This is a genomic window from Exiguobacterium sp. s150 (genome assembly GCF_018618435.1).
Taxonomy (GTDB): Bacteria; Bacillota; Bacilli; order Exiguobacteriales; family Exiguobacteriaceae; genus Exiguobacterium; species Exiguobacterium alkaliphilum.
On record NZ_JACSMC010000020.1, the window covers coordinates 1 to 20,693 of the forward strand.

General features: G+C 54.3%; 18 protein-coding genes and 1 pseudogene. 10 read left to right on the plus strand and 9 right to left on the minus strand.

Annotated elements, in window-relative coordinates; all coding sequences use genetic code 11:
- The first annotated feature begins 351 nt into the window (after positions 1–351).
- The 6 genes from KNP76_RS10270 to KNP76_RS10295 are packed head-to-tail and all read left to right on the plus strand — an operon-like array spanning position 352 to position 5,737.
- Complete coding sequence (locus KNP76_RS10270; protein WP_371816209.1) at positions 352–939, plus strand: glycerol-3-phosphate responsive antiterminator; 588 nt, start codon at positions 352–354, stop codon at positions 937–939.
- Complete coding sequence (locus KNP76_RS10275) at positions 936–2,027, plus strand: ABC transporter ATP-binding protein (RefSeq protein ID WP_034814553.1); 1,092 nt, start codon at positions 936–938, stop codon at positions 2,025–2,027. Before KNP76_RS10270 ends, KNP76_RS10275 begins: the two co-directional genes overlap by 4 nt.
- On the plus strand, positions 2,024–2,929 hold the full coding sequence (locus tag KNP76_RS10280; RefSeq protein ID WP_214844466.1) for a carbohydrate ABC transporter permease: 906 nt from the start codon (positions 2,024–2,026) through the stop codon (positions 2,927–2,929). The genes KNP76_RS10275 and KNP76_RS10280 overlap by 4 nt, the downstream gene beginning before the upstream one ends.
- Positions 2,926–3,735 (plus strand): carbohydrate ABC transporter permease, encoded by an 810-nt coding sequence (locus tag KNP76_RS10285; RefSeq protein WP_034807295.1) that lies wholly within the window; start codon positions 2,926–2,928, stop codon positions 3,733–3,735. Before KNP76_RS10280 ends, KNP76_RS10285 begins: the two co-directional genes overlap by 4 nt.
- Positions 3,736–3,750: 15 nt before the next feature.
- Positions 3,751–5,058 carry an ABC transporter substrate-binding protein gene (locus KNP76_RS10290; protein ID WP_214844467.1) on the plus strand — a complete coding sequence of 436 codons (1,308 nt, stop codon included), beginning with the start codon at positions 3,751–3,753 and terminating at the stop codon, positions 5,056–5,058.
- 1 nt (position 5,059) lies between these two features.
- Positions 5,060–5,737 carry a glycerophosphodiester phosphodiesterase gene (locus tag KNP76_RS10295; RefSeq protein WP_214844468.1) on the plus strand — a complete coding sequence of 226 codons (678 nt, stop codon included), beginning with the start codon at positions 5,060–5,062 and terminating at the stop codon, positions 5,735–5,737.
- Between the two features lie 424 nt (positions 5,738–6,161).
- On the opposite strand, the gene KNP76_RS10300 is transcribed toward KNP76_RS10295, so the two are convergent.
- Both KNP76_RS10300 and KNP76_RS10305 read right to left on the minus strand, forming a co-directional pair.
- Positions 6,162–7,244, minus strand: coding sequence for a GGDEF domain-containing protein (locus tag KNP76_RS10300; RefSeq protein ID WP_214844469.1), 1,083 nt, complete (start codon positions 7,242–7,244; stop codon positions 6,162–6,164).
- Between the two features lie 147 nt (positions 7,245–7,391).
- The gene (locus tag KNP76_RS10305) at positions 7,392–8,471 is read right to left on the minus strand and encodes a sensor histidine kinase (RefSeq protein ID WP_214844470.1); all 1,080 of its coding nucleotides are present in this window, start codon (positions 8,469–8,471) and stop codon (positions 7,392–7,394) included.
- A 307-nt stretch (positions 8,472–8,778) separates the two neighbouring features.
- On the opposite strand from KNP76_RS10305, the pseudogene KNP76_RS16065 reads away from it, so the two are divergent.
- A pseudogene (locus KNP76_RS16065) lies at positions 8,779–9,023 on the plus strand (AraC family transcriptional regulator N-terminal domain-containing protein); the annotation flags it as partial.
- Between the two features lie 180 nt (positions 9,024–9,203).
- Positions 9,204–9,452, plus strand: a complete 249-nt coding sequence (locus KNP76_RS16070; protein WP_371816213.1) for a helix-turn-helix transcriptional regulator — start codon at positions 9,204–9,206, stop codon at positions 9,450–9,452.
- Between the two features lie 41 nt (positions 9,453–9,493).
- Here KNP76_RS16070 and KNP76_RS10315 read toward each other — a convergent pair whose 3' ends face one another.
- The 4 genes from KNP76_RS10315 to KNP76_RS10330 form a co-directional block, all read right to left on the minus strand.
- Complete coding sequence (locus tag KNP76_RS10315; RefSeq protein WP_214844471.1) at positions 9,494–10,654, minus strand: sensor histidine kinase; 1,161 nt, start codon at positions 10,652–10,654, stop codon at positions 9,494–9,496.
- A 199-nt stretch (positions 10,655–10,853) separates the two neighbouring features.
- A complete protein-coding gene (locus KNP76_RS10320; RefSeq protein WP_235193425.1) occupies positions 10,854–11,555 on the minus strand; it encodes a peptidoglycan DD-metalloendopeptidase family protein in 702 nt (233 codons plus the stop codon).
- 209 nt (positions 11,556–11,764) lie between these two features.
- Entirely contained in the window at positions 11,765–12,337 is a 573-nt protein-coding gene (locus KNP76_RS10325) for a YdhK family protein (protein WP_214844472.1), read from the minus strand.
- Between the two features lie 26 nt (positions 12,338–12,363).
- A complete protein-coding gene (locus tag KNP76_RS10330) occupies positions 12,364–13,863 on the minus strand; it encodes a multicopper oxidase family protein (RefSeq protein WP_214844473.1) in 1,500 nt (499 codons plus the stop codon).
- 108 nt (positions 13,864–13,971) lie between these two features.
- Between KNP76_RS10330 and KNP76_RS10335 the strand changes: the two genes are divergently transcribed.
- Together KNP76_RS10335 and KNP76_RS10340 are read left to right on the plus strand one after the other, a co-directional pair.
- Complete coding sequence (locus KNP76_RS10335) at positions 13,972–16,002, plus strand: heavy metal translocating P-type ATPase (protein ID WP_214844474.1); 2,031 nt, start codon at positions 13,972–13,974, stop codon at positions 16,000–16,002.
- Positions 16,003–16,061: 59 nt separating this feature from the next.
- Positions 16,062–17,018: a F510_1955 family glycosylhydrolase gene (locus KNP76_RS10340; RefSeq protein ID WP_214844475.1), complete on the plus strand. Its 957-nt coding sequence runs from the start codon at positions 16,062–16,064 to the stop codon at positions 17,016–17,018.
- 37 nt (positions 17,019–17,055) lie between these two features.
- Here KNP76_RS10340 and KNP76_RS10345 read toward each other — a convergent pair whose 3' ends face one another.
- From KNP76_RS10345 to KNP76_RS10355, 3 genes are all read right to left on the minus strand, one after another.
- Positions 17,056–18,450, minus strand: a complete 1,395-nt coding sequence (locus KNP76_RS10345; RefSeq protein WP_214844476.1) for a sensor histidine kinase — start codon at positions 18,448–18,450, stop codon at positions 17,056–17,058.
- Positions 18,447–19,124, minus strand: a complete 678-nt coding sequence (locus tag KNP76_RS10350) for a response regulator transcription factor (RefSeq protein WP_198662217.1) — start codon at positions 19,122–19,124, stop codon at positions 18,447–18,449. The genes KNP76_RS10345 and KNP76_RS10350 overlap by 4 nt, the downstream gene beginning before the upstream one ends.
- A gap of 73 nt (positions 19,125–19,197) precedes the next feature.
- On the minus strand, positions 19,198–20,640 hold the full coding sequence (locus KNP76_RS10355) for a UDP-N-acetylmuramoyl-L-alanyl-D-glutamate--2,6-diaminopimelate ligase (RefSeq protein ID WP_214844477.1): 1,443 nt from the start codon (positions 20,638–20,640) through the stop codon (positions 19,198–19,200).
- Between the last annotated feature and the right edge of the window lie 53 nt (positions 20,641–20,693).

The window sequence follows — 20,693 nt, forward strand, 5'->3', positions numbered from 1 at the left end:
ATGTTTTTCACATCCGAACTCACGTTCATCCCATGCCTAAAGGCGGGCTATGCCCGGTATGGGCTTTCCTGCTCGTATAATCTGTAATTGTGCTGGTGAAGGATTGGCGCTATCGATTGAGATTGATTATGGATGAATCGACTCCTTGTGAGTCGATTTTTTTACGTACGCTTCACAAACTTTTGCACACGCTTCACAGATGCTTTACATTCGTCCGTTACGATAGGACTTGTGAGACCCCTCATGCCAAGTGAATAGCAATCGGTAGAACATTCGAGAGACCAACAGAAGCCACTACGTCATTGACGTCTAGTTTCTGTTGGTCCTTTTTTCTAGGAAAGGGTGAGTCAAGTGAATGAAACACTTCGCACGATCGGCGAGGAGAAGATGATCGCCTCCATCAAGTCGCCGAAACAATTCGAAAAGTTCCTTCAATCGGACGTCACGACGACGTTCCTCATGATGGGCACACTCAGCATGCTCGACCGCTACGTGTCACATCTGAAACGGGAGAACAAGACCGTCTTCTTGCATGCCGAGCGTATCAATGGCATCAGCCTCGACCGGGATGGCATCGACTATTTGGCGAAACGCGTCGGCGCCGACGGCATCGTCACGACGAAGGCGTCGGTCATCCAGCACGCGAAACGCGCCGGGCTCATGACGGTACAGCGCTTATTTTTAGTCGACTCGGACGCCGTCACGTCGGGCATCAAGATGGCGAACGACCACGAGCCGGACGCGCTCGAACTCATGCCAGGTCTCATCCCGAACGTCATCGAGCACGTCGCCGGGAGCGTGCAGTTCCCAATCGTGACGGGCGGCATGATTCGTAAGCCGATCGAGGTGCATCAAGCGCTATCGCACGGTGCGCTTGCCGTATCGACGGGAGACGAGCGGCTCTGGGCGTCACAAGGAATGAAGGAGGACATCATATGAAGTCGATTCAATTGCAACAAATCAAAAAGTCGTATGGTGACACCGAGGTCATCCGCGGCATCGACGTCACGATCGAGGCGGGCGAGTTCTTCGCGCTCGTTGGACCGTCCGGCTGCGGCAAGAGCACGATGCTCCGGATGATCGCCGGGCTTGAGTCGATCACGGCGGGGACGCTCCGGATTGACGGTGTCGCCGCGAACGAGCTCAAACCGAGCGAGCGCCAACTGTCGATGGTGTTCCAAAACTATGCGCTCTATCCGCATATGACCGTCGAGAAGAACATCACGTTCGGCCTACATACGAAAGGGCTGACGAAACTCGAGCAGCGCGAACGGTGCCATGCGGCCGCCGAGACGCTCGGGTTGACCGACTATTTGAAGCGAAAGCCGCGCGAGCTGTCGGGCGGACAACGGCAACGGGTCGCCCTGGCCCGGGCCATCGTCACCGAGGCGCCGATTTGTCTCATGGACGAGCCGCTCTCGAACCTTGACGCCAAGCTCCGTGCCAAGATGCGCTCGGAGATTCGGCAGCTGCAACGCAAGCTGAACTTGACGATGATTTACGTCACGCACGACCAAGTCGAGGCGATGACGATGGCCGATCGGATGATGCTGTTGAACGAAGGGGAAGTTCAACAAGTCGGGAAGCCGCTCGATTTGTACAACAAGCCGGCGAACACGTTCGTCGCTTCGTTCATCGGCTCGCCGCCGATGAACTTGGTGCCGGTGAAACGAAGCGACAAAGGCTTCGTCGCCGCGGATGGGCGTCAGTTCCAGCCGAACGTGATGACGACAGAAGAAACGGCGACGCTCGGCGTCCGTCCGGAGCAGATTTTACCGGCCCATGACGAGGTCACGTTCTACGCCGAGTTGAAAAACATCGAGGTGCTCGGCACGGAGACGATTCTCGCCTTTGACGTCGGTGGGACGGAATGGCTCGCCAAATGGTCGGGGCAGTGGCCGCTCTCGATTGGGGAGAAGGTCGCCTGTTACGTCGACCCGAAACAGATGTCGCTCTTTGACGCGAGCGGTGACCGCATCGAACCGCGTCAGCCGAAACTATTCGAGGCGCTGGAGGTGTTCCAATGACGGTCGCATTGCCGAGACAACGCGTCAAGACACGGATTTCGGACGCGGTGAGCGGGCTGTTGTACTTGTCGCCGTCGATTGCGCTGTTCGGGATTTTCCTCGTCTATCCGCTTCTCCGGACGATTTACTTGAGCTTCTTCCGGACGGACACGCAAGGGACGCCGCTCGAATTCGTCGGAATCGGGCACTACGCCCGGCTCTTCACGAGCGCGACGTTTTGGCAGAGCGTCCAGGCGACGGTCGGGTTCGTCGCGTTGACCGTGCCGCTCACGATCCTCATCGCGCTCGGCCTCGCCTTACTTGCCAACGAGAAACTGCGCGGCATCGGATTCTTTCGGACGACGTTCTCGGCGACGATGGGGATGAGTGTCGCCGCGTCATCGGTCATTTGGATGTTCATGTATAACCCGTCGATCGGTATCTTCAACCGCTTTTTAGAAGCGGTCGGGGCGAGCGGGGTCCAGTGGCTCCTCGACCCGCAATATGCGCTCCTGTCCGTGTCGCTCGCGACCGTCTGGATGAACGTCGGGTTCACGTTCCTCATTCTCCTCGGCGGCCTGCAAAATATCGACCGGACGCTCTATGAGAGTGCGGACATCGCCGGGACGAACTACTGGACCCAACTTCGGGCCATCACGATTCCGATGCTGTCGCCGACACTCTTCTTCGTCGGCATCATCTCGCTCATCAACGCCTTCCAGACGTTCGGGCAAATCGACTTGCTGACGAAAGGCGGTCCGACGAATTCAACGAACGTCATCGTCTACGCCATCTATAAGGACGCGTTCATCAACTACAACGTCGGCGGGGCGAGTGCGCAGGCCGTGCTCTTATTCGTGACGGTGCTCCTGTTGACGTGGCTCCAGTTCAAGCTCGTCGAAAGGAAGGTGCATTACCAATGACGATGCGAAATGCACTCGTATACACGCTGCTCGTCTTGAGCGCGGCGGTCATGCTGTTCCCGATCGGGTATGCGTTCTCCATCAGCCTCATGGACGGGAGCGAGGTGTTAAAAGGCAATCTCATCCCACAAGAACCATCGCTCGCGAACTACGTCGCCGCGTTCGACCGGATCCCGCTATTGACGTATCTCGTGAACAGTCTCGTCGTCGCGCTCCTCGTCATGGTCGGGCAAGTCGTCTTGTCGAGCCTCGCCGCGTTCGCGTTCGTCTTCATCGACTTCAAAGGGAAAGCGCTCATCTTCATGCTGTTCCTCGCGACGATGATGGTGCCGTGGGAAGCGACGATGGTACCGAACTTCTTGACCGTGCAGTCGCTCGGCTGGCTCAACTCGGTGTGGGGGTTGTCGGTTCCGTTCTTCGCGCTCGCGTTCGGGACGTTCCTACTTCGACAACAGTTCAAGACGATTCCGTACGAGATGTACGAGGCGTCCCAAATCGCTGGCATCAGCCGCTTCCGTTTCTTTTGGAACGTCGTCTTACCGGTTTCGAAGACGCCGCTCGTCACGTTGTCGGTGTATAGCTTCTTGACGACATGGAACATGTACTTATGGCCGCTCCTCGTGACGAACACGGAGCAGGCGCGAACGGTGCAAATCGGGATCAAACAGATGCAGTCGAACGAGATCGCCTCGGACTGGGGCGTCGTCATGGCGGCCGTCGTCATGATCATCATCCCGACACTACTCTTACTCTTCGCAGGACAAAAGCAACTGCAAGAAGGTTTGACGCAAGGCGCAATCAAATAAAAGGAGGAAGTTTACATGAAGAAAAAAGCATTATTCGCAGGGTTGGCCAGTTCGGTGTTATTGCTCGGGGCGTGTGGCAGCGAGGAGGCGGCGCCGGAAGCCTCGGCGACCGCAGACGGGAAGACGGAAGTCGTGTTTTGGCATGCGATGAGCGGGGACTTAGAGACCGCGCTCAACAACCAAGTCGACGACTTCAACACCTCACAAGACGACTATGAAGTGAAACCGATCTTCCAAGGGACGTATGAAGAGGCGCTCACGAAGTTCAACGCCGTCGCCGGTTCGGCGGACGCCCCGGCGATCATGCAGACGTTCGAGGTCGGAACGAAGTATATGATCGACACGAACAAAATCACACCGGTCCAAGAGTTCATCGATAAAGAGAACTTCGACACGAGCGTTTGGGAAGAGAACATCTTGAGCTATTATCAAGTCGACGGCAAGCAGTACTCGATGCCGTTCAACTCGTCGACGCCGGTGCTCATCTACAACAAGGACGCGTTCAAACAAGCCGGGCTCGACCCAGAGAAAGCGCCGCGCACGTATGACGAATTGAAACAGGCGGCGAAAGCACTGACGGGTGACGGCCAGACCGGCTTCACAATCCTCAACTACGGCTGGTTCTTCGAACAGCTCGTCGCCGCACAGGGCGGGCTTTACGTCGACAACGACAACGGTCGCAGCGGTACTCCGACGAAAGCGGTGTTTGACGGGGAAGAGGGACAGAACGCCTTCAATTTGATTAAAGACATGTACGACGAGAAGACGTTCTTGAACGTCGGTCAAAACTGGGACGACATGCGTGCCGCCTTCCAGTCGGGCAACGTCGCCATGTACCTCGACTCGTCGGCCGGTGTAAGGACGGTCGTCGACAACGCACCGTTTGACGTCGGCGTGTCATACTTGCCGGTACCGAATGAGGCGGACCGCGAAGGTGTCGTCATCGGGGGCGCCTCGCTCTGGATGGGTGACGGCATCGCCGACGAGACGAAACAAGGCGCGTGGGAGTTCATGAAATTTGCCGCCTCGAAAGAAGCGCAGGCGAAATGGCACGTCGAGACCGGCTACTTCGCCATCAACCCGGACGCCTACAACGAGCCGATTGTCGAAGACGTGTGGGCCGAGTACCCGCAGCTGAAAGTGACGGTCGATCAGTTGAGCGAGACGAAGACGTCACCGGCAACGCAAGGCGCCCTCATCTCGTCGTTCCCGCAGTCACGTCAAAGCGTCGTCAACGCGATGGAGAGCTTGTATCAAGGCGTGTCGGTCGAGGACGCGTTGAAGCGCGCAGCCGACGAGACGACTTCCACCTTGGGGCAATAAGATGCAGCTTTACGCTCATCGCGGGTATAGCGCCAAGCATCCGGAAAATACGCTCCGCGCGTTCGAGGCGGCGCTTCCTTACGTCGACGGCATCGAGCTCGACGTGCAACGGACGAAAGACGGCCGCCTCGTCGTCATCCATGACGAGACGGTCGACCGGACGACGGACGGGAGCGGTTATGTGAAAGACATGACGCTCAAACAAATTCGCCAACTCAAGGCCGATGGGGAACGTATTCCGACACTCGAGGAAGTGTACGCCCTTGTCGCACCACATGACGTCACGGTGAACGTCGAGTTGAAAACGGACCAGTTCGACTATGCTGGTATCGAACGGCTCGCGTGGCTCGCAACGGAAGAGTTCGGACTCGAAGACCGTGTCGTCTTCTCGTCATTCAATCCGTACACGCTCGTCCGACTGCGTGACGTCGCGCCTGAAGCGAGAATCGCCGTCTTGACGCAGGACGGGCATCCCGAATTAATTGAATTCGTCGAACGCATTCAAGCCGAGGCCGTCCACGCCCAGCCCGCGTTCGTCGGGACAGCGGACGCGGTGAAATTAAGCGAAAACGGGATCGTGACGCGGCTCTATACGATCAATGATCCGAACGAGCTCCCGGACACGACGCATGTCGACGCGGTCATGACGGATGAAGTCGAGTTGTTGCGCCAGCAATGAAAGTTCAGAAAGAGGCCACTTGGTGCGATTTGTTCGCATCAAGTGGCCTCTTTTTCATAATCAATAGCCTTCGTTCAAAGTCATGAATTCGTCTTCTCTCAAAGGTGAATCGCCATATGAGTTATGACCATAGTAGGTGACGACGTACGCACCTTGATTGGATTTGACGAAGAATTCATAGTCTACTCTCGTTTCGTCCTCGAACTCCAATCGATACAAGTAGCCAAACTGAGTTAAATCGAACTCGACGTCATAATCGTTCCTCTCAATTGAAAACTGATTATATAAGTTTTCCTTCAAAAACGCTTCTCGTTGATGGATCTTATGGAGCAAAAACACGACCGCTCCTAACATCAATAAAGCAAAAGTAATCTGAAACGTGGGGAGAGGTCTTTTGGACGTCATCTACACTAACCCTCCTGTTTTAGTTCGGAACAAGCATGTGTGCGTTGGCATGTCGCACCACCGTCCGGTTTCGTCCTTGGTCTTTTGCTTCATAGAGCGCCGTGTCGGCGAGGCTGCTCATCGACTCGACCGGCAAGGCGCTCCCGTGGGCGATGCCGATCGAGGTGCTGATTCGAATCGACGTCCCGTCCGACAGAATGAACGCCTCGGCCGCGATTCGTTCCCGAATCCGCTCGGCGACTTTGACCACTTTCTCGGGAGACAAGTCATAGATGAGGATGACGAACTCTTCGCCACCGATTCGTGCGACCACGTCATGGGCCCGTGTCTCAACCTTCAACAGTTCGGCGAACCGTTTCAAGACGAGGTCGCCGTTCGGATGACCGTATGTATCGTTCACGTGTTTAAAGTGGTCGATATCGAGGGCGAGCACGTTATACGCTCGTCTCTCGGACACGAGCGATGTCGTCCGCTCCTCCCACATCCGGCGATTGAACAAACCGGTCAAATGGTCGCGTTCGGCTGAATGTTTATACTCCTTGGAACGTCGCGTCATTTGTTCTAAGTCGATGGCGAGCAGGCTCGCGAGTGTCCCGACGAGCAGTCCGACGACCCAGAACGTCAAGACAATTTCGACGTAAGCGGTGTTCCATCCGAGGTTAATGAGAATCGAGATCGAGGTGATGACGAGCGCCCAGACGTGTAACAGCATGCTTTGCAACAATAGGCGATGGACGTGCCGATGAATCCACCACATGCCGACGCCGATGACGAAGGTGGCGATGAATGCGACGACGGCCTGGTCGGTCAGTCCGAACAGAAAGCGGGTGCTTGCGATGATGACGGTCGCGATTAAGAGCGGGAAGCGGGCCCCGTAAAAGGCGAGCAGGACGAGCGGCAAATAGCGCAAGTCGACGCGTACTTCCTCGTTCGCTTGGACCGCGTTCATCATGAGGAACAGCCCGAGTCCCCCGGTCATTAGTCCGATTAAGAAGCCCCGGAATCGAAAGGACCCAAAGCGATCGGAATGATACAGTTTTGAAATCAAGTAGAAGCCTGTGAACGCCACGGAGGCGTTCAATAAAAGAGCGGTAAACGGCAAAATGTCACTTCCTTTGAAAAACACTATACTTAAAACGTAACAGACCGTTAAAAAATGTCAATTCTTAATCCGAAATAACGAAAACAGGTGCGTCATCACACGGATGACGCACCTGTCTCGGATTCAGTAGAAAATATTCTCTACAATTTATTTCTCGTTCATCGCTTCCACATCAAGCGTATGCAGTTCGATGAAGCAAGTCGTTCCTTCTCCATAAACCGATTCGACATGGATGCTCCAACCGTGCGCTTCGACGATTTGTTTGCAAAACAAGAGACCGAGGTCAAAATCGTCAGACCCGCGACTGTCAAGGAGGTGGGGCAACAAGTGGGACGGAATGCCGAGGCCCGAATCATGGATGCTGAGGACAGCTGTTCCTTCCACTCGCGTCAAACCGAGTCGAATCGTGCCCCCTTCCGGCGAGTGGCGGATAGCGTTGCCGATCAAGTTATGCAGTAGCTGCAAGAGGCGCTGCTCATCTGCTTTGATCACAAGCGGCTCGGCAATCGACAGTGCAATCTCGTGAAACGGTGAGATGGTTTTATAGTGGGCGCACATCTTTTGGAGAATCGGGTCGAGCAAAAACGTCTTCACCGTCAAGTCGTCATGCCTGGCTTGCTGTTGATAAGCGAGGAAGCTCGTGAGCAGATGCTCCAACCGTTCCGCTTCCAGGCGAACGACATGCAACAAATCTTTTGAGACAGGGTCGAGGTCACGATTGCGTGATAGCCGCTCCGTATAGCTAGAAATGAGTGTAATCGGATGTTGCACTTCGCGTGAAAAACCTGTCAAAAACGCATCGTGTTGTTCTTTTTCAGTCACTTCATTCGTCATGTCGCGCCAGACGATAAAGACGCCGGAACGTGGATGGACGAGGTGGAACGAGAGTGTGATGGCGCGGCCGTCGATTGGCAAGGTCTGTTCGCCATCATCGGCAGACGTCAAGCACGTCAAGTCCCAAAACGAGATCGCCTGTTCACTCGAACAGCCGGACCGTAACAATGCTGATTGAATGTAGTCGGCGAGTGCCGTATGAGTCGGGAATGCAGTGGATTCGAGCGCGGGATAAAGTTGGTGCAAGCGGTCGTTCGCATAAAAGTGAAACTCGACCAAGTCGATATAACAAATCGCATCGATTGCTTGATTGATGAAAGGAAATATGGGAGATGGCCTGGTCGTTTCGGCATTTTGGTGCCGATCGTGTGAGGTAGGGCGATGTTCGGTCATCGTGCAGTCTCCTTTCCATCAAATATGTAGGTGAGACATGACGTGGTTCAGGTCGGTCGGTTTCTGTCTTTATGTGTAGGCACATCAGGTTTATTCATTATAGCGTCTAGTCCTAACGTCATGTTAGTTCGATTCAATCGGATACTTGCCTAATCCGCTCAACGTGTTCGTGAAGAATGTCCACATCTATGAACGATGCAGTATACTAATAAAAATGATGTAAGGGAGCGTGACGTTCATCGAACCGTCAATTCAAGAAATGATTGATATCGTCCAGCGCGGGATCGCAGGTGATGGGATTCATCATATGGAAGTACCGTCATTATATTTTATCCATCAGTCTGTCGTGTCTGACCCCATCTCTCGGGTGAACAAACCGTCCTACTGTCTCGTGCTCCAAGGTGAGAAAGAAGTGTTGCTCGGTGATGAGAAACTGATATACCAAGGGGGGAACAGCGTCGAGGATTGTTCGTCGGTGAGAGTGATGACGCATTGCGTGATGTGACGCTGCGATTGACGAAACTCGTCGAGCAACCTGAGCATATTGCCACACTCGCCCCGCTCTATAAAAAAGAGCTGCTCTATTTATTGGCACAAGGCCCGTTCGGCGATGTGTTGACGCATCTATCGTCTGAAGGCAGTCGAGCGTTCCAAATCAAGGGTGTGATTGACTACATCATGGGCAACTTCACCAAAGTATTGCGCAATGAAGAGCTCGCCCAAGTTGGAAACATGAGCGTCTCGTCTCTCCATCGGCACTTCAAAGAAGTGACGACGTTAAGTCCGCTCCAGTATCAAAAGCAGCTGCGTCTGCAAGAAGCGCGGCGCTTGCTCTTGATGCAGTCGGCCGATATCGGAGAAGCGGCGTTTCAAGTCGGCTGTGAAAGTCCGTCGCAATTCAGCCGAGAATACGCCCGCTTGTTCGGAATGTCGCCGCGTGCGGACATCCATCACCAACGTACGGGGACATCGAGCGAATAAAAGGAAGACACAGGAAAGGGATGTGGCCGCGCCGCATCCCTTTAGTCGTGCACTGGTTGATTCGTCGCAATGGGCGAATACAGGTAAATCGCGAACGTCGTCCCTTCCCCGTAAACCGAATCGGCATGGATGCCCCAACCGTGCGCCTCGGCGATCCGCTTACAGATGCGCAGGCCGAGCCCGGTCCCTTTAATCGGACGGTGGGCGTCGGAGTCGACGCGGTAATACTCGTCAAAGATATACGGCAGCGCCTCCTCCGGGATGCCGATACCAGAATCTTTAACGGATAAGACGAGCGTCCCGTCCTCATCGGTGACCGAGACGTCAATCGTCCCACCGTCCGGGGAATATTTGATGGCGTTGCCGACCAAATTGTGGACGAGTTGGAGCAGCTTGTCTTGGTCGGCCTCGATCGTGGCCGACTCAGGCGTCGACAGTGTCACACGATGGTTGGCCGACGTCGCGTCATAGCTCGAGACGACGGATTCGAGCAGTCGCGACAAATCAATCGGTTGCCGCGTCAACAGTTCTTCGGAATACGAGACGCGCTGATAGTCAAGGAAGTTGTCGACGAGCCGTTCGAGCCGCTCGGCCTCTTGTTTCACGAGCGTGAGCATGGCGTGCGTCTTCTCGTCGTCGGTGTGCCGATACATGAGCAGCTCAGCGTAGCCGTTGATGGCCGTGAGCGGCGTCCGGAAGTCGTGTGACAGCTCGGCGAGGAAGGCGTCCTTTTGTTCCTCGAACAGAATCGTCTCCGTCTCGTCACGCCACATGATGAAGACACCGCGCGGCGTGTTCGTGAAGTTGAAGATGAGTTGAATCACCCGTTCCCCAAGATGAAGGCGGTGGGCGTCCATGTTCGGGCAACCGAGGAAGCGGTTGTCGAGCATCTCTTGCCAGACCGGGGCGATTGCGTCAAGGTCAGCCCCGTTCTCTTCGAAGCGCGCGAAAAAGAAGGCGGTGAGCGCCGTAACGTCCTCGAAACGGCGGGTGACCATCGCTGGGCACATCGCGCGCAACTCTTCGTTCGAATAGAGGTGGTTGCGGGTGAAGTCGATATAACAGATCGCGTCTTGCGCCTCTTCGACGATCGAAGCGATCGGGAAACTGTGGGGCGACCGGGTGCGTTTGGCGGAGAGTGGTCGTTTTCCTCCATTTCGGTGATGGTGCCGACGCGACGGATAGAACTGCTTACGTTCCATAAGCGAACCTCCTTTCACTCTTGTTAACTCTGTCACATATATGAAGACGAAACGTCCGTTTGAAAATAGTTATCTTTTGATTTCCATTATACGTCAATGAAGCCAAAACCAATAGTCACAATAAAGTACCAATCAATTTCGGCTTCAATCCGGGACGAATTGAAAAACCCTCCATCCGATGCGGGATGGAGGGGAGGTGTCAAAAGAAGTTATACGGATTGAGGCTACTCGCCGGTGCGCTACTGCTGTAGACGTATGGCGATTTATGTACTTCGAAGTGAAGATGGTTACCAAACGAGTTGCCGGTGTTGCCGACCGTGCCGATGGTCGCGCCGCGTAACACCGTCTGGCCTTGGACGACGTTCAAGCGATCGAGGTGGGCGTAAACAGTCGTGTACGACTGGCCGTTCAATTGATGCGTGATCATGATGTGGTTCCCGTAGGCGCCGGCGTTGCGGGCGACGATGACTTGTCCGCCAGACGCGGCGATGACCGGAGTGCCTTTCGCTGCTGCGAGGTCAATCCCATTATGGAACGTGTAGCCGTAAATGCCGCTCGCCGGACCATACTTTTGCGTCAACGTGCCTTTCGTCGGCATGAGGAGCTTCGTCGTCGACGACGTTTGAAGCGTCGTGCTCGCGTACGGCTTGATGAATGCACTCGAGACGTAGCGGGACGTGCCGTTGAAGTTGATTTTCGTCCACGAGGCCGTCGTGTGTTGCGCCGAAAACGTCTGACCGAGCTTGGCCGTGCCGACGATCGGATACGCCGTACTCGGGCCAGATCGGACGTTCAAGATGTTCGTCGTCACTTCGGCTTTGTAATACGTCGACGCTTCGACCGGTGTCGAGACAGGGGTGAGAAGGCCGACGGTGAGTAGTGCGCTTAATACAATTGTCATTAATTTCTTTTTCATTTTTATGTAAATCCCTTCGATGTGAGAAAGTGGTATGTGCGATATAATGAACCTGATAATTTAAATTTTATCATCAAAAATATATTTTAATATTACATTTATATTTCAAAAAAATATATTGACATTCTAAAAAGCGAGCCGGCCCAAATCGGGCAAGCTCGCTGTGAGCGTTCCATATGAAGGTTGTTGTTTCTTCATTCCGCGGACAGTTCGTCTTCGGTCACCCATTTGTGGTTTGTGACACGTTCTCCGTTGTCCAGTTCGAAATCGACCATGTAAACCGTCGTCTCCTCAGCGGAGTCGATCGTTGCGGTCGCGCCGCCCATGCCGTTCATATGCTCGGCATCGACTGTTACTTCATCACCCGGCTCATAAGCGTCAGCTTTTGCATCGACAATTTCTTCGTGAATGATCCACTTGTGGTCACGCACGCGTTCGCCCCCATGCATCGGGTCGTACGAGATGCTATAGACGACCGTGTCATAGGCGCCGACGATGGTCGCCTCGGCCCCTTCCATTCCGGGCATGTGGGCTTCGGTGATGACGGCTTGATCTCCGATATTGAACGTCGGATTCTCGGCATCTTGAAGTCCTGCCGGCACGTCACCAGAACCGGACATGTCCATATCCCCGTGGTCCATCGTCTCTTCCATCTGATCATTCATGTGCGTGTTGTTATCCGTCGTGTCGTCTTCACCGCAAGCGACGAGCAAACCGCTGAGTGAAAGTGCCATCGTCATTACGCCAAGTTTCTTATTCCATTTCATCGCTGTTCCCTCCAAGTAAAATATGATTATTTCACGTTCAATTGTCCCATCATCCCATTTTCTTCATGTTCGAGGATGTGGCAATGATACATGAACGTCCCTGACTCTCTGAACGTCATTTTGATTTTGACGCGCTCTCCTGGTGCGACGGCGACCGTGTCTTTCCAGCCGTGTTCGTTATTGGGCGGCGGCTTGCCGTCCCGTTCGAGAATCCGGAACTGGACACCGTGGATGTGGAACGGATGGGTCATTCCGCCCATCATGTCATCTCGATTATAAATCTCCCACACCTCGGTCGTACCTTGTTGCACATTGATGTCGATTCGGTCCGGGTCGAACTGCTTGCCGTCAATCGTCACCATGTGGCTCACCCCGAATAAAGTAAGGCGGCGGTCAGCTTCGCTCGATTCGTTAGCGACCGGAGCTTCCCTGAAAGCATCGGTCCAGTCCCTGTTCTGTACGATTTTGCTGCGCACCGTGAATGTCGTGAACGAAATCCCGTCCGCCTCAAGGGCGAGCTCGTCTCCGAGCGAAAGGTCTGAAAAATCGATTAAAATCTCGGCGCGTTCGCTCGGTGTGAGCTTCAACGTCTCAAGTGAAACGGGTTGGTCGATTAAGCCGCCATCGGTCGCGATTTGAGTGAACGACGCTCCATTCGATAATGAGAAGTCGAGGTTCCGTGCGTTGGACCCGTTGACGAGGCGGACGCGCAACGTCTTCGTCGTCACATCGAACGTCGTATTGATCGCACCGTTCGCGATCAGCGTATCTCCAATCGTGCCATCGATGTTCATCTGGCGATCGTAATCGAGTTGACCGTCGTCTGTGAAAAGACGATCTTGGACGATGAGCGGGATGTCGTCGACGCCATATTCGTTCGGCAGACTGGAAGACATGTCATCCGTTACATAAAGAAGTCCGGCCAGACCGAGGTATACTTGTTCAGCCGTTGCACCCATCGGATGTGGGTGGAACCAAAGCGTGCCTGGTTGTTGGTCAATATCGAGACGAGCTCGCTTTTGCTCGCCCGGGGCCATCAATTGATGTGGACCGCCGTCTTCTTCACCAGGAATGACGAGACCGTGCCAATGGAAAGAGGTCGGTTCATCGAGTTGATTGATTGTATCGATATAAACTGTCTTTCCTGTAGGCAACTCAATCATCGGTCCGAGCAAACTCCCGTTGTAACCAAGTGTCTCGCTACTGACGCCCTGATTGAAGAATCGGTGCTCGCCGCGTTCGGCACGAACCGTGTAATAGAGCGCCTCGTCCGTGACGCGGTCGGGTTGCAGTCGTGTCGGGATCGGCAGCGGTTGAGTCGGCTCGTTCGACGCGACGAGATCGACGGTGTTCCCGCGTCCCATGCTGCCGTTGTCGTGCATCATGCCGCCGTCGTTCCACCCGCCCATGAATGAGCCGTCACCCATCATCCCGCGACCCGGGGCAAACGTGAACAAAAGGAAGGTCAGCCCAATCACGATACTTATGATGCCCGTCCCAATAATCCATTTTATTAAACGGTTCATATGGCATCACCCTTTCACCTAAAAATGAGCGCCTACTCCGTTATACCAACAAGTTATGAAATTTTTGTTAAATGAGAAAATAAGTTTTTATATACTACATAGGGGTATATGGTATACATAGGAGGTGGTAACGTGGAACATTCACACCACGCATCATCTCATCATGAACACGGAGAAACGCATCACGCGCATACCGGCGGACATGAAGGGATGATTGAAGCGTATAAGCGTCGATTTTTCGTCTCGTTAGGGCTGACGATCCCGATTCTCATCTTGTCAGATATGATTCAAGAGTGGGCCGGTTTCGAACTCACGTTTCCTTATGAAAAGGAGACGTTATTCGTGTTGGCGACAATCGTGTACGTCTATGGAGGATGGCTGTTTTTGAAAGGCAGCATCGACGAGTTGCGTCAACGGAATCCGGGGATGATGCTACTGATCGGGCTTGCCATCAGCGTCGCGTACTTCTATAGTGTCGCCATCGTGTTCGGATATGGGCATGGACATGACTTCTTTTGGGAGTTGGCGACGTTAATCGTCATCATGTTGCTCGGCCATTGGATTGAGATGCGCTCCATTATGGGCGCGTCGAACGCATTGCAACAGCTCGTTCGTTTGTTACCGAGCGTGGCGCACCGCATCAGCGGGAACGACATTGAAGACGTTCCGGTGTCAGCAATCGCTACTGGAGATATGATTCTCGTCAAACCAGGTGAACAGATTCCTGTCGACGGAGAACTGCTGAACGGGCGGACGACGGTCGATGAGTCGATGTTGACCGGGGAGTCGATGCCTGTCGAAAAAGAGACGGGGGACGTCGTCATTGCAGGGTCGATCAACCAAGAAGGTAGTATGACGATTTCCACTACGAACACGGGAGAGAGCACGTATTTGGCGAAAGTCATCGATTTGGTCAAACAGGCGCAGGAATCTAAATCGAAAACGCAAAACTTAGCCAACCGGGCCGCCAAGCTATTGTTTTATGTGGCAATCGGAGCGGGTGTGCTGACGTTCGTCATTTGGGTCGCCCTTGGTTATCCAGTCAGTACGGCCGTCGAACGAATGGTTACCGTCATGGTCATCTCATGTCCCCATGCCCTCGGCCTCGCGTCTCCGCTCGTCGTGGCGGTCTCGACGTCCTTGTCGGCAAAGCGCGGGCTATTGATTCGAAACCGGACTCAGTTCGAGGAGGCGCGTCACCTCGATGCAGTCATCTTTGATAAGACGGGCACGTTGACACAAGGCGACTTCGGGGTGACGGACATTGAAGCCACGTCCGCTTATACAGAAGAGGACGTGTTACGTCTGGCCGCCGCGGTCGAGACGGCCTCGCAACATCCGCTCGCTCGGGGCATTCTTCGGGAAGCGGAAGCACGCGAGTTGACGTTGCCGGAAGTCGTCGATTTCGCCTCGATCACGGGCGTCGGACTGGAAGGTCGCGTGGACGGAGCACACGTCCAAGTGGTCAGTCCCCGCTATATTCGGGAGCACGAGCTCTCGATCGACGAAGCGGCGTTCAATCGGTTATCCGCAGCCGGCAAAACCGTCGTCTTCACGATTCGCGACGGGGACTTGGTCGGTATGATCGCTTTGGCGGACATGGTCCGCGATGAAGCGAAAGAGACGGTCCGTGCCTTGAAAGATCGGGGCGTCCGCTCGATTATGCTGACTGGGGACAACCGGAAAGTGGCCGATTGGGTCGCGTCGCAACTTCATATCAAGGAAGTTTACGCCGAAGTGCTACCAGACGATAAATCCCGGCAAGTGCAAACCGTCCAAGCCGACGGCAGCAAAGTGGCGATGGTTGGGGACGGCATCAATGATGCGCCGGCTTTGGCCCAAGCGGACGTCGGCATCGCCATCGGAAGCGGGACCGACGTCGCCGTCGAAACGGCCGATATCGTCCTCGTCCGGAGCAACCCGAAAGACGTGCTGTCGATTCTCGACTTGTCTCGCAACACGTACAACAAGATGATTCAGAATCTATGGTGGGCCGCCGGTTACAACATCGTTGCCATCCCGCTCGCGGCAGGTGTGTTGGCACCGATTGGCATCATCTTGTCTCCGGCCGTCGGTGCAGTGCTCATGAGTCTCAGTACGGTCATCGTCGCGCTCAACGCCCGAACGCTCAAGCTTTAACAAGTTCTTCACATTTAGTATCTATACTGGGGAAGATGCTAAAGATGGAGGGAACGAGAATGAAACGAAAGCTATTCGTACCGATGTTAATGACGACTGTCTTCCTTGCCTCGTGCGGGACGGAACCAACAGAGAATCAGACTGCTGCGCCGGTTGTCGAGAAAGAGGAATCGACAACCGAACAGGTGCCAGACCGCTGGGAAGCGACAGCAGCAGACACCGAAGTTTCCCATATTCACGGTGCCGGTTTTTGGCAAGACGGCCGCCCGGTCATCGCGACGCATACAGGACTGATGGAATTTAGGGAAGACGGTTGGTACGAGTTGTCGTCGAACCGGCATGACTATATGGGCTTTGAGCTCGTCGCGGACGGCTTTTACGCGAGCGGTCACCCGGCGCAGGATTCGCCGTATAAGAATCCGCTCGGCGTCGTTCGTGGAACCGAGAAAGGCGAGACGCTCGAAATTCGTTCGCTAGAGGGCGAGGCCGATTTTCACTATATGAGTGCGGGCTTCGAATCCGAGAGCCTTTACGTGTATTTAGAACAAGCGACAAAAGAGCTCGCACCAGGATTTTATCGTTCGCTCGACGGCGGTGTCTCGTTTGAGCCGATGAAGATGGACGGGATTGAAGGTCGTGGCATCGCCGGTATCATGGCCGATGCAAGCGAACCGGAACGCGTCTTCGTCTATGGCCCGGACGGCATCCTCGTCTCAGACGACGGGGGAGATACGTTCGAGCCGTTCAATGATCAAAGGAATATCGTCACCATGGCCGCGGCAAAAGGACAACTGGCGTACATCGCTAAAACAGGTACCTCGTTCGACCTTATGGTCTCGGATTTGATTGAGGAGACGGAGACGACCGTTGAGTTGCCATCGATGAACGCGGAAAGCGTCCCAATTGAACTGTTCATACAAGAAGGTCGGCTATTGCTGGCGACATCGGACAACAGTGTGTACGTCTTCGACGGCGAAAAATGGACGCAACTGTTGAAAGCAGGAAAGATAAACTAAAAAAATGGCCGGCGCCTGAGTCAGGGGCCGGTCATTTTTAGTGGAGCGGAAGCGTGATTGTAAACGTCGTCCCGGATTGGTCGGAGGCGACGGTCAACGTACCGTCATGCAGACGAATGATTTGATGGGCGATGGCGAGTCCGAGTCCGCTGCCTCCTGTCCGACGGGAACGTGATTTTTCGACCCGATAGAGACGATCAAAGATGTGAGGCAGGTCCTCTTGTGGGATGCCTTTCCCGTCGTCTTGGATGGTGAAGTGAAGCGCCTCATCCGCAAGCTGCATATCGAATTGGACGTGGCCTGCCTCGCTGTGTTCAATCGCATTGTGGGCGATGGAACGGAACACTTGCAAAATCCGGCTTCGATCTAACTGAAGGGCGACGTCTGTCGCGCCGCAATCGGTCCGAGCTTTGAAAGCGATTGGCGTCACCCGGAACATCGTATCGAGCACTCTGCGTAAATCTTCGCATAACTCACTTGCAGGCACAGTTTCACGATGCAACGTGAACGTGTTCTCGTCCAATTGGGCGAGCTGGAACGCGTTCTCGACGAGTTCGGTCAGCGCTTGGCTCTCCTCAAGAATGGTTTGGATCGACTGCTTTTTTAAAGGCTCTGGCGTTTGCGGTTTTGACGCGATCTCGGCATACCCTTGCAGATACGTGAGCGGTGTCTTAATCTCATGGGCGAGATCAGATAAAAATTGGTTCCGTTCTTTGCGGAGGCGAGCCAGTTCGAGCGACATCGCTTCAATCGAGCGGGCGAGTTCCCCAATCTCGTCTTCTCGATTCGTCGGGAGCGTCAACGTCTCAGGATTCGTCAACACATCCTCGGTCGCTCGGCGCAACAACTGAATCGGATTTGAAATCAAACGGCTCAGCAAAACGAACGTCAAAACGGTGATGACGAGCGCAATCCCAGTGATGTAAAGAAACCGGAGTTGAAGGCGATGACTGATCTCATGAATGATCTCAGTCGGGAGAAACATGTACACGTACCCGTAGCGTGTCGCGCTCTCCATGGCGTCAATCGGGGCCAGCACGGCGAGATACGGTTCGTTCTCCCAGTCATTTTCGAGAACGATCGTTTCATTCACGTCTTCGCGACTCGCTTCATTTTGAACGAGCGTCGCGAGCGGATCGGGGAATCGATTGGACGTCTGTAACATCGAATGATCGGGAGCGGTGATGGCGACTTTCGTGTCGGTCTCACTTTCCATCGTCGCGACGTGACCAATCGTCTCATCATCAAAGCTCATCGAGAGTACGCTCGCATGACTCTCGGCCCGCGACTCGAGCCGATCGATTTCTTCGACGACGCGTTCACCGAGGAGCGTGTGATACAGCAATAAAAACAAGACGCCTTCAATCAACAGCGTCGTCAATAAGAAAATCAGGCTGATCCGGAACGGGAGGCTGTTGCGTCGAAACGTCATGAGTCCGCCCGCTCCTCGCTCCAGCGATAACCGCGTCCCCACACCGTCTTCAAATAATCGTCGATCGGGAAGCCAGCCTCGCCGAGCTTGTCGCGAATCATGCGGATATGAGCATCGACCGTTCGCGGATCCGACTCGGACGAATATGGCCACACCAAGTCGTATAAATCCATCCGGTTGTACAACCGGTTCGGATGTTGCAGAAACAACTTTAAGATGGCCGTCGCTTTCGGCGTCATGACGACTTCTTGTTCTTGATAGAGGATGCGCCCGCTCGTTTCTTCATAACGCAATTGTCCATAATTCACATTCGTGACGCGGCTCCGTCGCAACACCGCACGAATTCGGGCTAGGAGTACATTTCCTTCGAACGGTTTCGTGACATAATCGTCGGCTCCCGCGTCCAACCCACGAATCGTCGTCTCGCTGTCTGAGCGAGCCGTTAATAAGACGACAGGAAGTTCCGCGTCGAGCGCTTTGATTTGGCGACACAATGTGATCCCGTCGACACCGGGCATCATGATGTCTAACATGACCAAGTCCGGACGCTCAGAAAGCAGCTCCATCGCTTCTTGTCCGTCTGCGGCCTCGATGCAGGTGTAGCCGTCCCCTTCGAGAAATAGACGGAGGAGCCGCCTCATTTTTGCTTCGTCATCGACAATCAGGATGTTCATCGGTTGCCCCCCTTTCTTCATAGATTCATCACTCCTAACAATTTCGAGACTCCGATTATGTTCTCCTTGTCGTTCAAGGGCGAAAGAATCGTCGGACAAGTCCGGCTTCGTCGAACGGCACAAGCTCGTCTTGTATGCGCTCGACACGGTCATGTCCTTTTCCGAACAGAACCCCACAGTCATAGTCTACCATCCGCTCGCAGAAGAAACGGATGGCTTCTTCGCGCTCGTCAAAACGGGCGAGTTCGGCAGACTGACCATCCGCTAAGTCGTCAAGGATTTGCTGGGGGTCCTCATGACGCGGGTCATGGACCGTCAAGATGAAATCGGCGCCTGAAACAGCGACCACATCGGTCATCATCCGACGTTTCGTCCGGTCACGCTCACCGGCGGCACTGAGCAACACGAGCACGCGAGAATGACGGGCCGTTAGCGACGTCACGACTTTTTCAATGGCATCCGGGGTGTGCCCGTAGTCGATATAGATTGGTGTCGAGATGCCCGTCACTTTCTCGAGTCGACCGCTCGGTAAGCTCAAATTCGAGAGGTGAGGGGTAATTTTTTGTAAGGGGATTCCCGACTGATGGATGATACTGATCGCACACAACATGTTATCAAGGTTATAGCCTTCTTGGAACGGGAGCGCAGATGACGCCGTCTCTCCGTCCATACGAACGATAAGCCGGTCATCTTCCGTCTGACCGAATAAATCGGCTGCGGACGAATGGCGGCTGAACATGAACCGCCTCGCGTGAGGGGGTGCGACGGACCGCATGAGCGCATGATACGGGTCGTCACCGTTGAAGATGCCGCAACCCGAATCTGACAATTGCGCGAACAATTGAGCTTTCGTGTGCGCATACGTCTCCATCGTACCGTGATAGTCCAAATGGTCGTGCGACAGATTGAGAAATGAGGTCGTGTCGAAGGAGAGACTGAAGATGCGTCCCTCCGCGATGGCTTGGGACGAGACTTCAATTAGGCAATCCGTCACGCCGGCCTTGACCATGGCGTGGAGGTGGCGGTGGATCGTCAACGAATCGGGTGTCGTGTTCGGCGTCTCGAACGTCTGACCGGCATACGTGATACCGAGTGTGCCGATCAAACCGATTGACCTGCCGAGTCGGTCGAACAATTGATGCGCGAGCGCGGTCGTCGTCGTTTTTCCGTTCGTCCCGGTGACACCATGCAGACGCAGTTGCGTCGACGGATAATCATAGAACGCACTGGCGAGTTCAGCTAAAGCAAGTTTCGTATCTTTACAATAGATGACAGGCACCCGGGCCTCGATCGGACGTTCGGCGATGATGGCGATCGCTCCGTTATGGATCGCCTCGTCCACGTAGTCATGGCCGTCATGGCGATAGCCCGAGATGCAGACGAATAAAAAATTTTGTTTAATTTCTTTTGAGGAGATGGAAATGCCCTCAATCGTCGTTTCGGCAGGGTGATCTAAATACGTCCATGTCACGAGCTGTTTCAGCTCTGTCAACAGGTCTTGCAGGTTTTTTAACACGTCTTGATTTCTCCTTTGTCGGCAAAGTCCATTTTGATAGTATAGCCCCTGTT

Coding starts and splice junctions, on each gene's coding strand:
- KNP76_RS10275 (WP_034814553.1), top strand. CDS start 936: ATGAAGTCGATTCAATTGCAACAAATCAAAAAGTCGTATGGTGACACC.
- KNP76_RS10280 (WP_214844466.1), top strand. CDS start 2,024: ATGACGGTCGCATTGCCGAGACAACGCGTCAAGACACGGATTTCGGAC.
- KNP76_RS10285 (WP_034807295.1), top strand. CDS start 2,926: ATGACGATGCGAAATGCACTCGTATACACGCTGCTCGTCTTGAGCGCG.
- KNP76_RS10290 (WP_214844467.1), top strand. CDS start 3,751: ATGAAGAAAAAAGCATTATTCGCAGGGTTGGCCAGTTCGGTGTTATTG.
- KNP76_RS10295 (WP_214844468.1), top strand. CDS start 5,060: ATGCAGCTTTACGCTCATCGCGGGTATAGCGCCAAGCATCCGGAAAAT.
- KNP76_RS10305 (WP_214844470.1), bottom strand. CDS start 8,471: ATGACCGAACATCGCCCTACCTCACACGATCGGCACCAAAATGCCGAA.
- KNP76_RS16070 (WP_371816213.1), top strand. CDS start 9,204: ATGAGCGTCTCGTCTCTCCATCGGCACTTCAAAGAAGTGACGACGTTA.
- KNP76_RS10315 (WP_214844471.1), bottom strand. CDS start 10,654: ATGGAACGTAAGCAGTTCTATCCGTCGCGTCGGCACCATCACCGAAAT.
- KNP76_RS10320 (WP_235193425.1), bottom strand. CDS start 11,555: ATGACAATTGTATTAAGCGCACTACTCACCGTCGGCCTTCTCACCCCT.
- KNP76_RS10325 (WP_214844472.1), bottom strand. CDS start 12,337: ATGAAATGGAATAAGAAACTTGGCGTAATGACGATGGCACTTTCACTC.
- KNP76_RS10330 (WP_214844473.1), bottom strand. CDS start 13,863: ATGAACCGTTTAATAAAATGGATTATTGGGACGGGCATCATAAGTATC.
- KNP76_RS10335 (WP_214844474.1), top strand. CDS start 13,972: ATGGTATACATAGGAGGTGGTAACGTGGAACATTCACACCACGCATCA.
- KNP76_RS10340 (WP_214844475.1), top strand. CDS start 16,062: ATGAAACGAAAGCTATTCGTACCGATGTTAATGACGACTGTCTTCCTT.
- KNP76_RS10345 (WP_214844476.1), bottom strand. CDS start 18,450: ATGACGTTTCGACGCAACAGCCTCCCGTTCCGGATCAGCCTGATTTTC.
- KNP76_RS10350 (WP_198662217.1), bottom strand. CDS start 19,124: ATGAACATCCTGATTGTCGATGACGAAGCAAAAATGAGGCGGCTCCTC.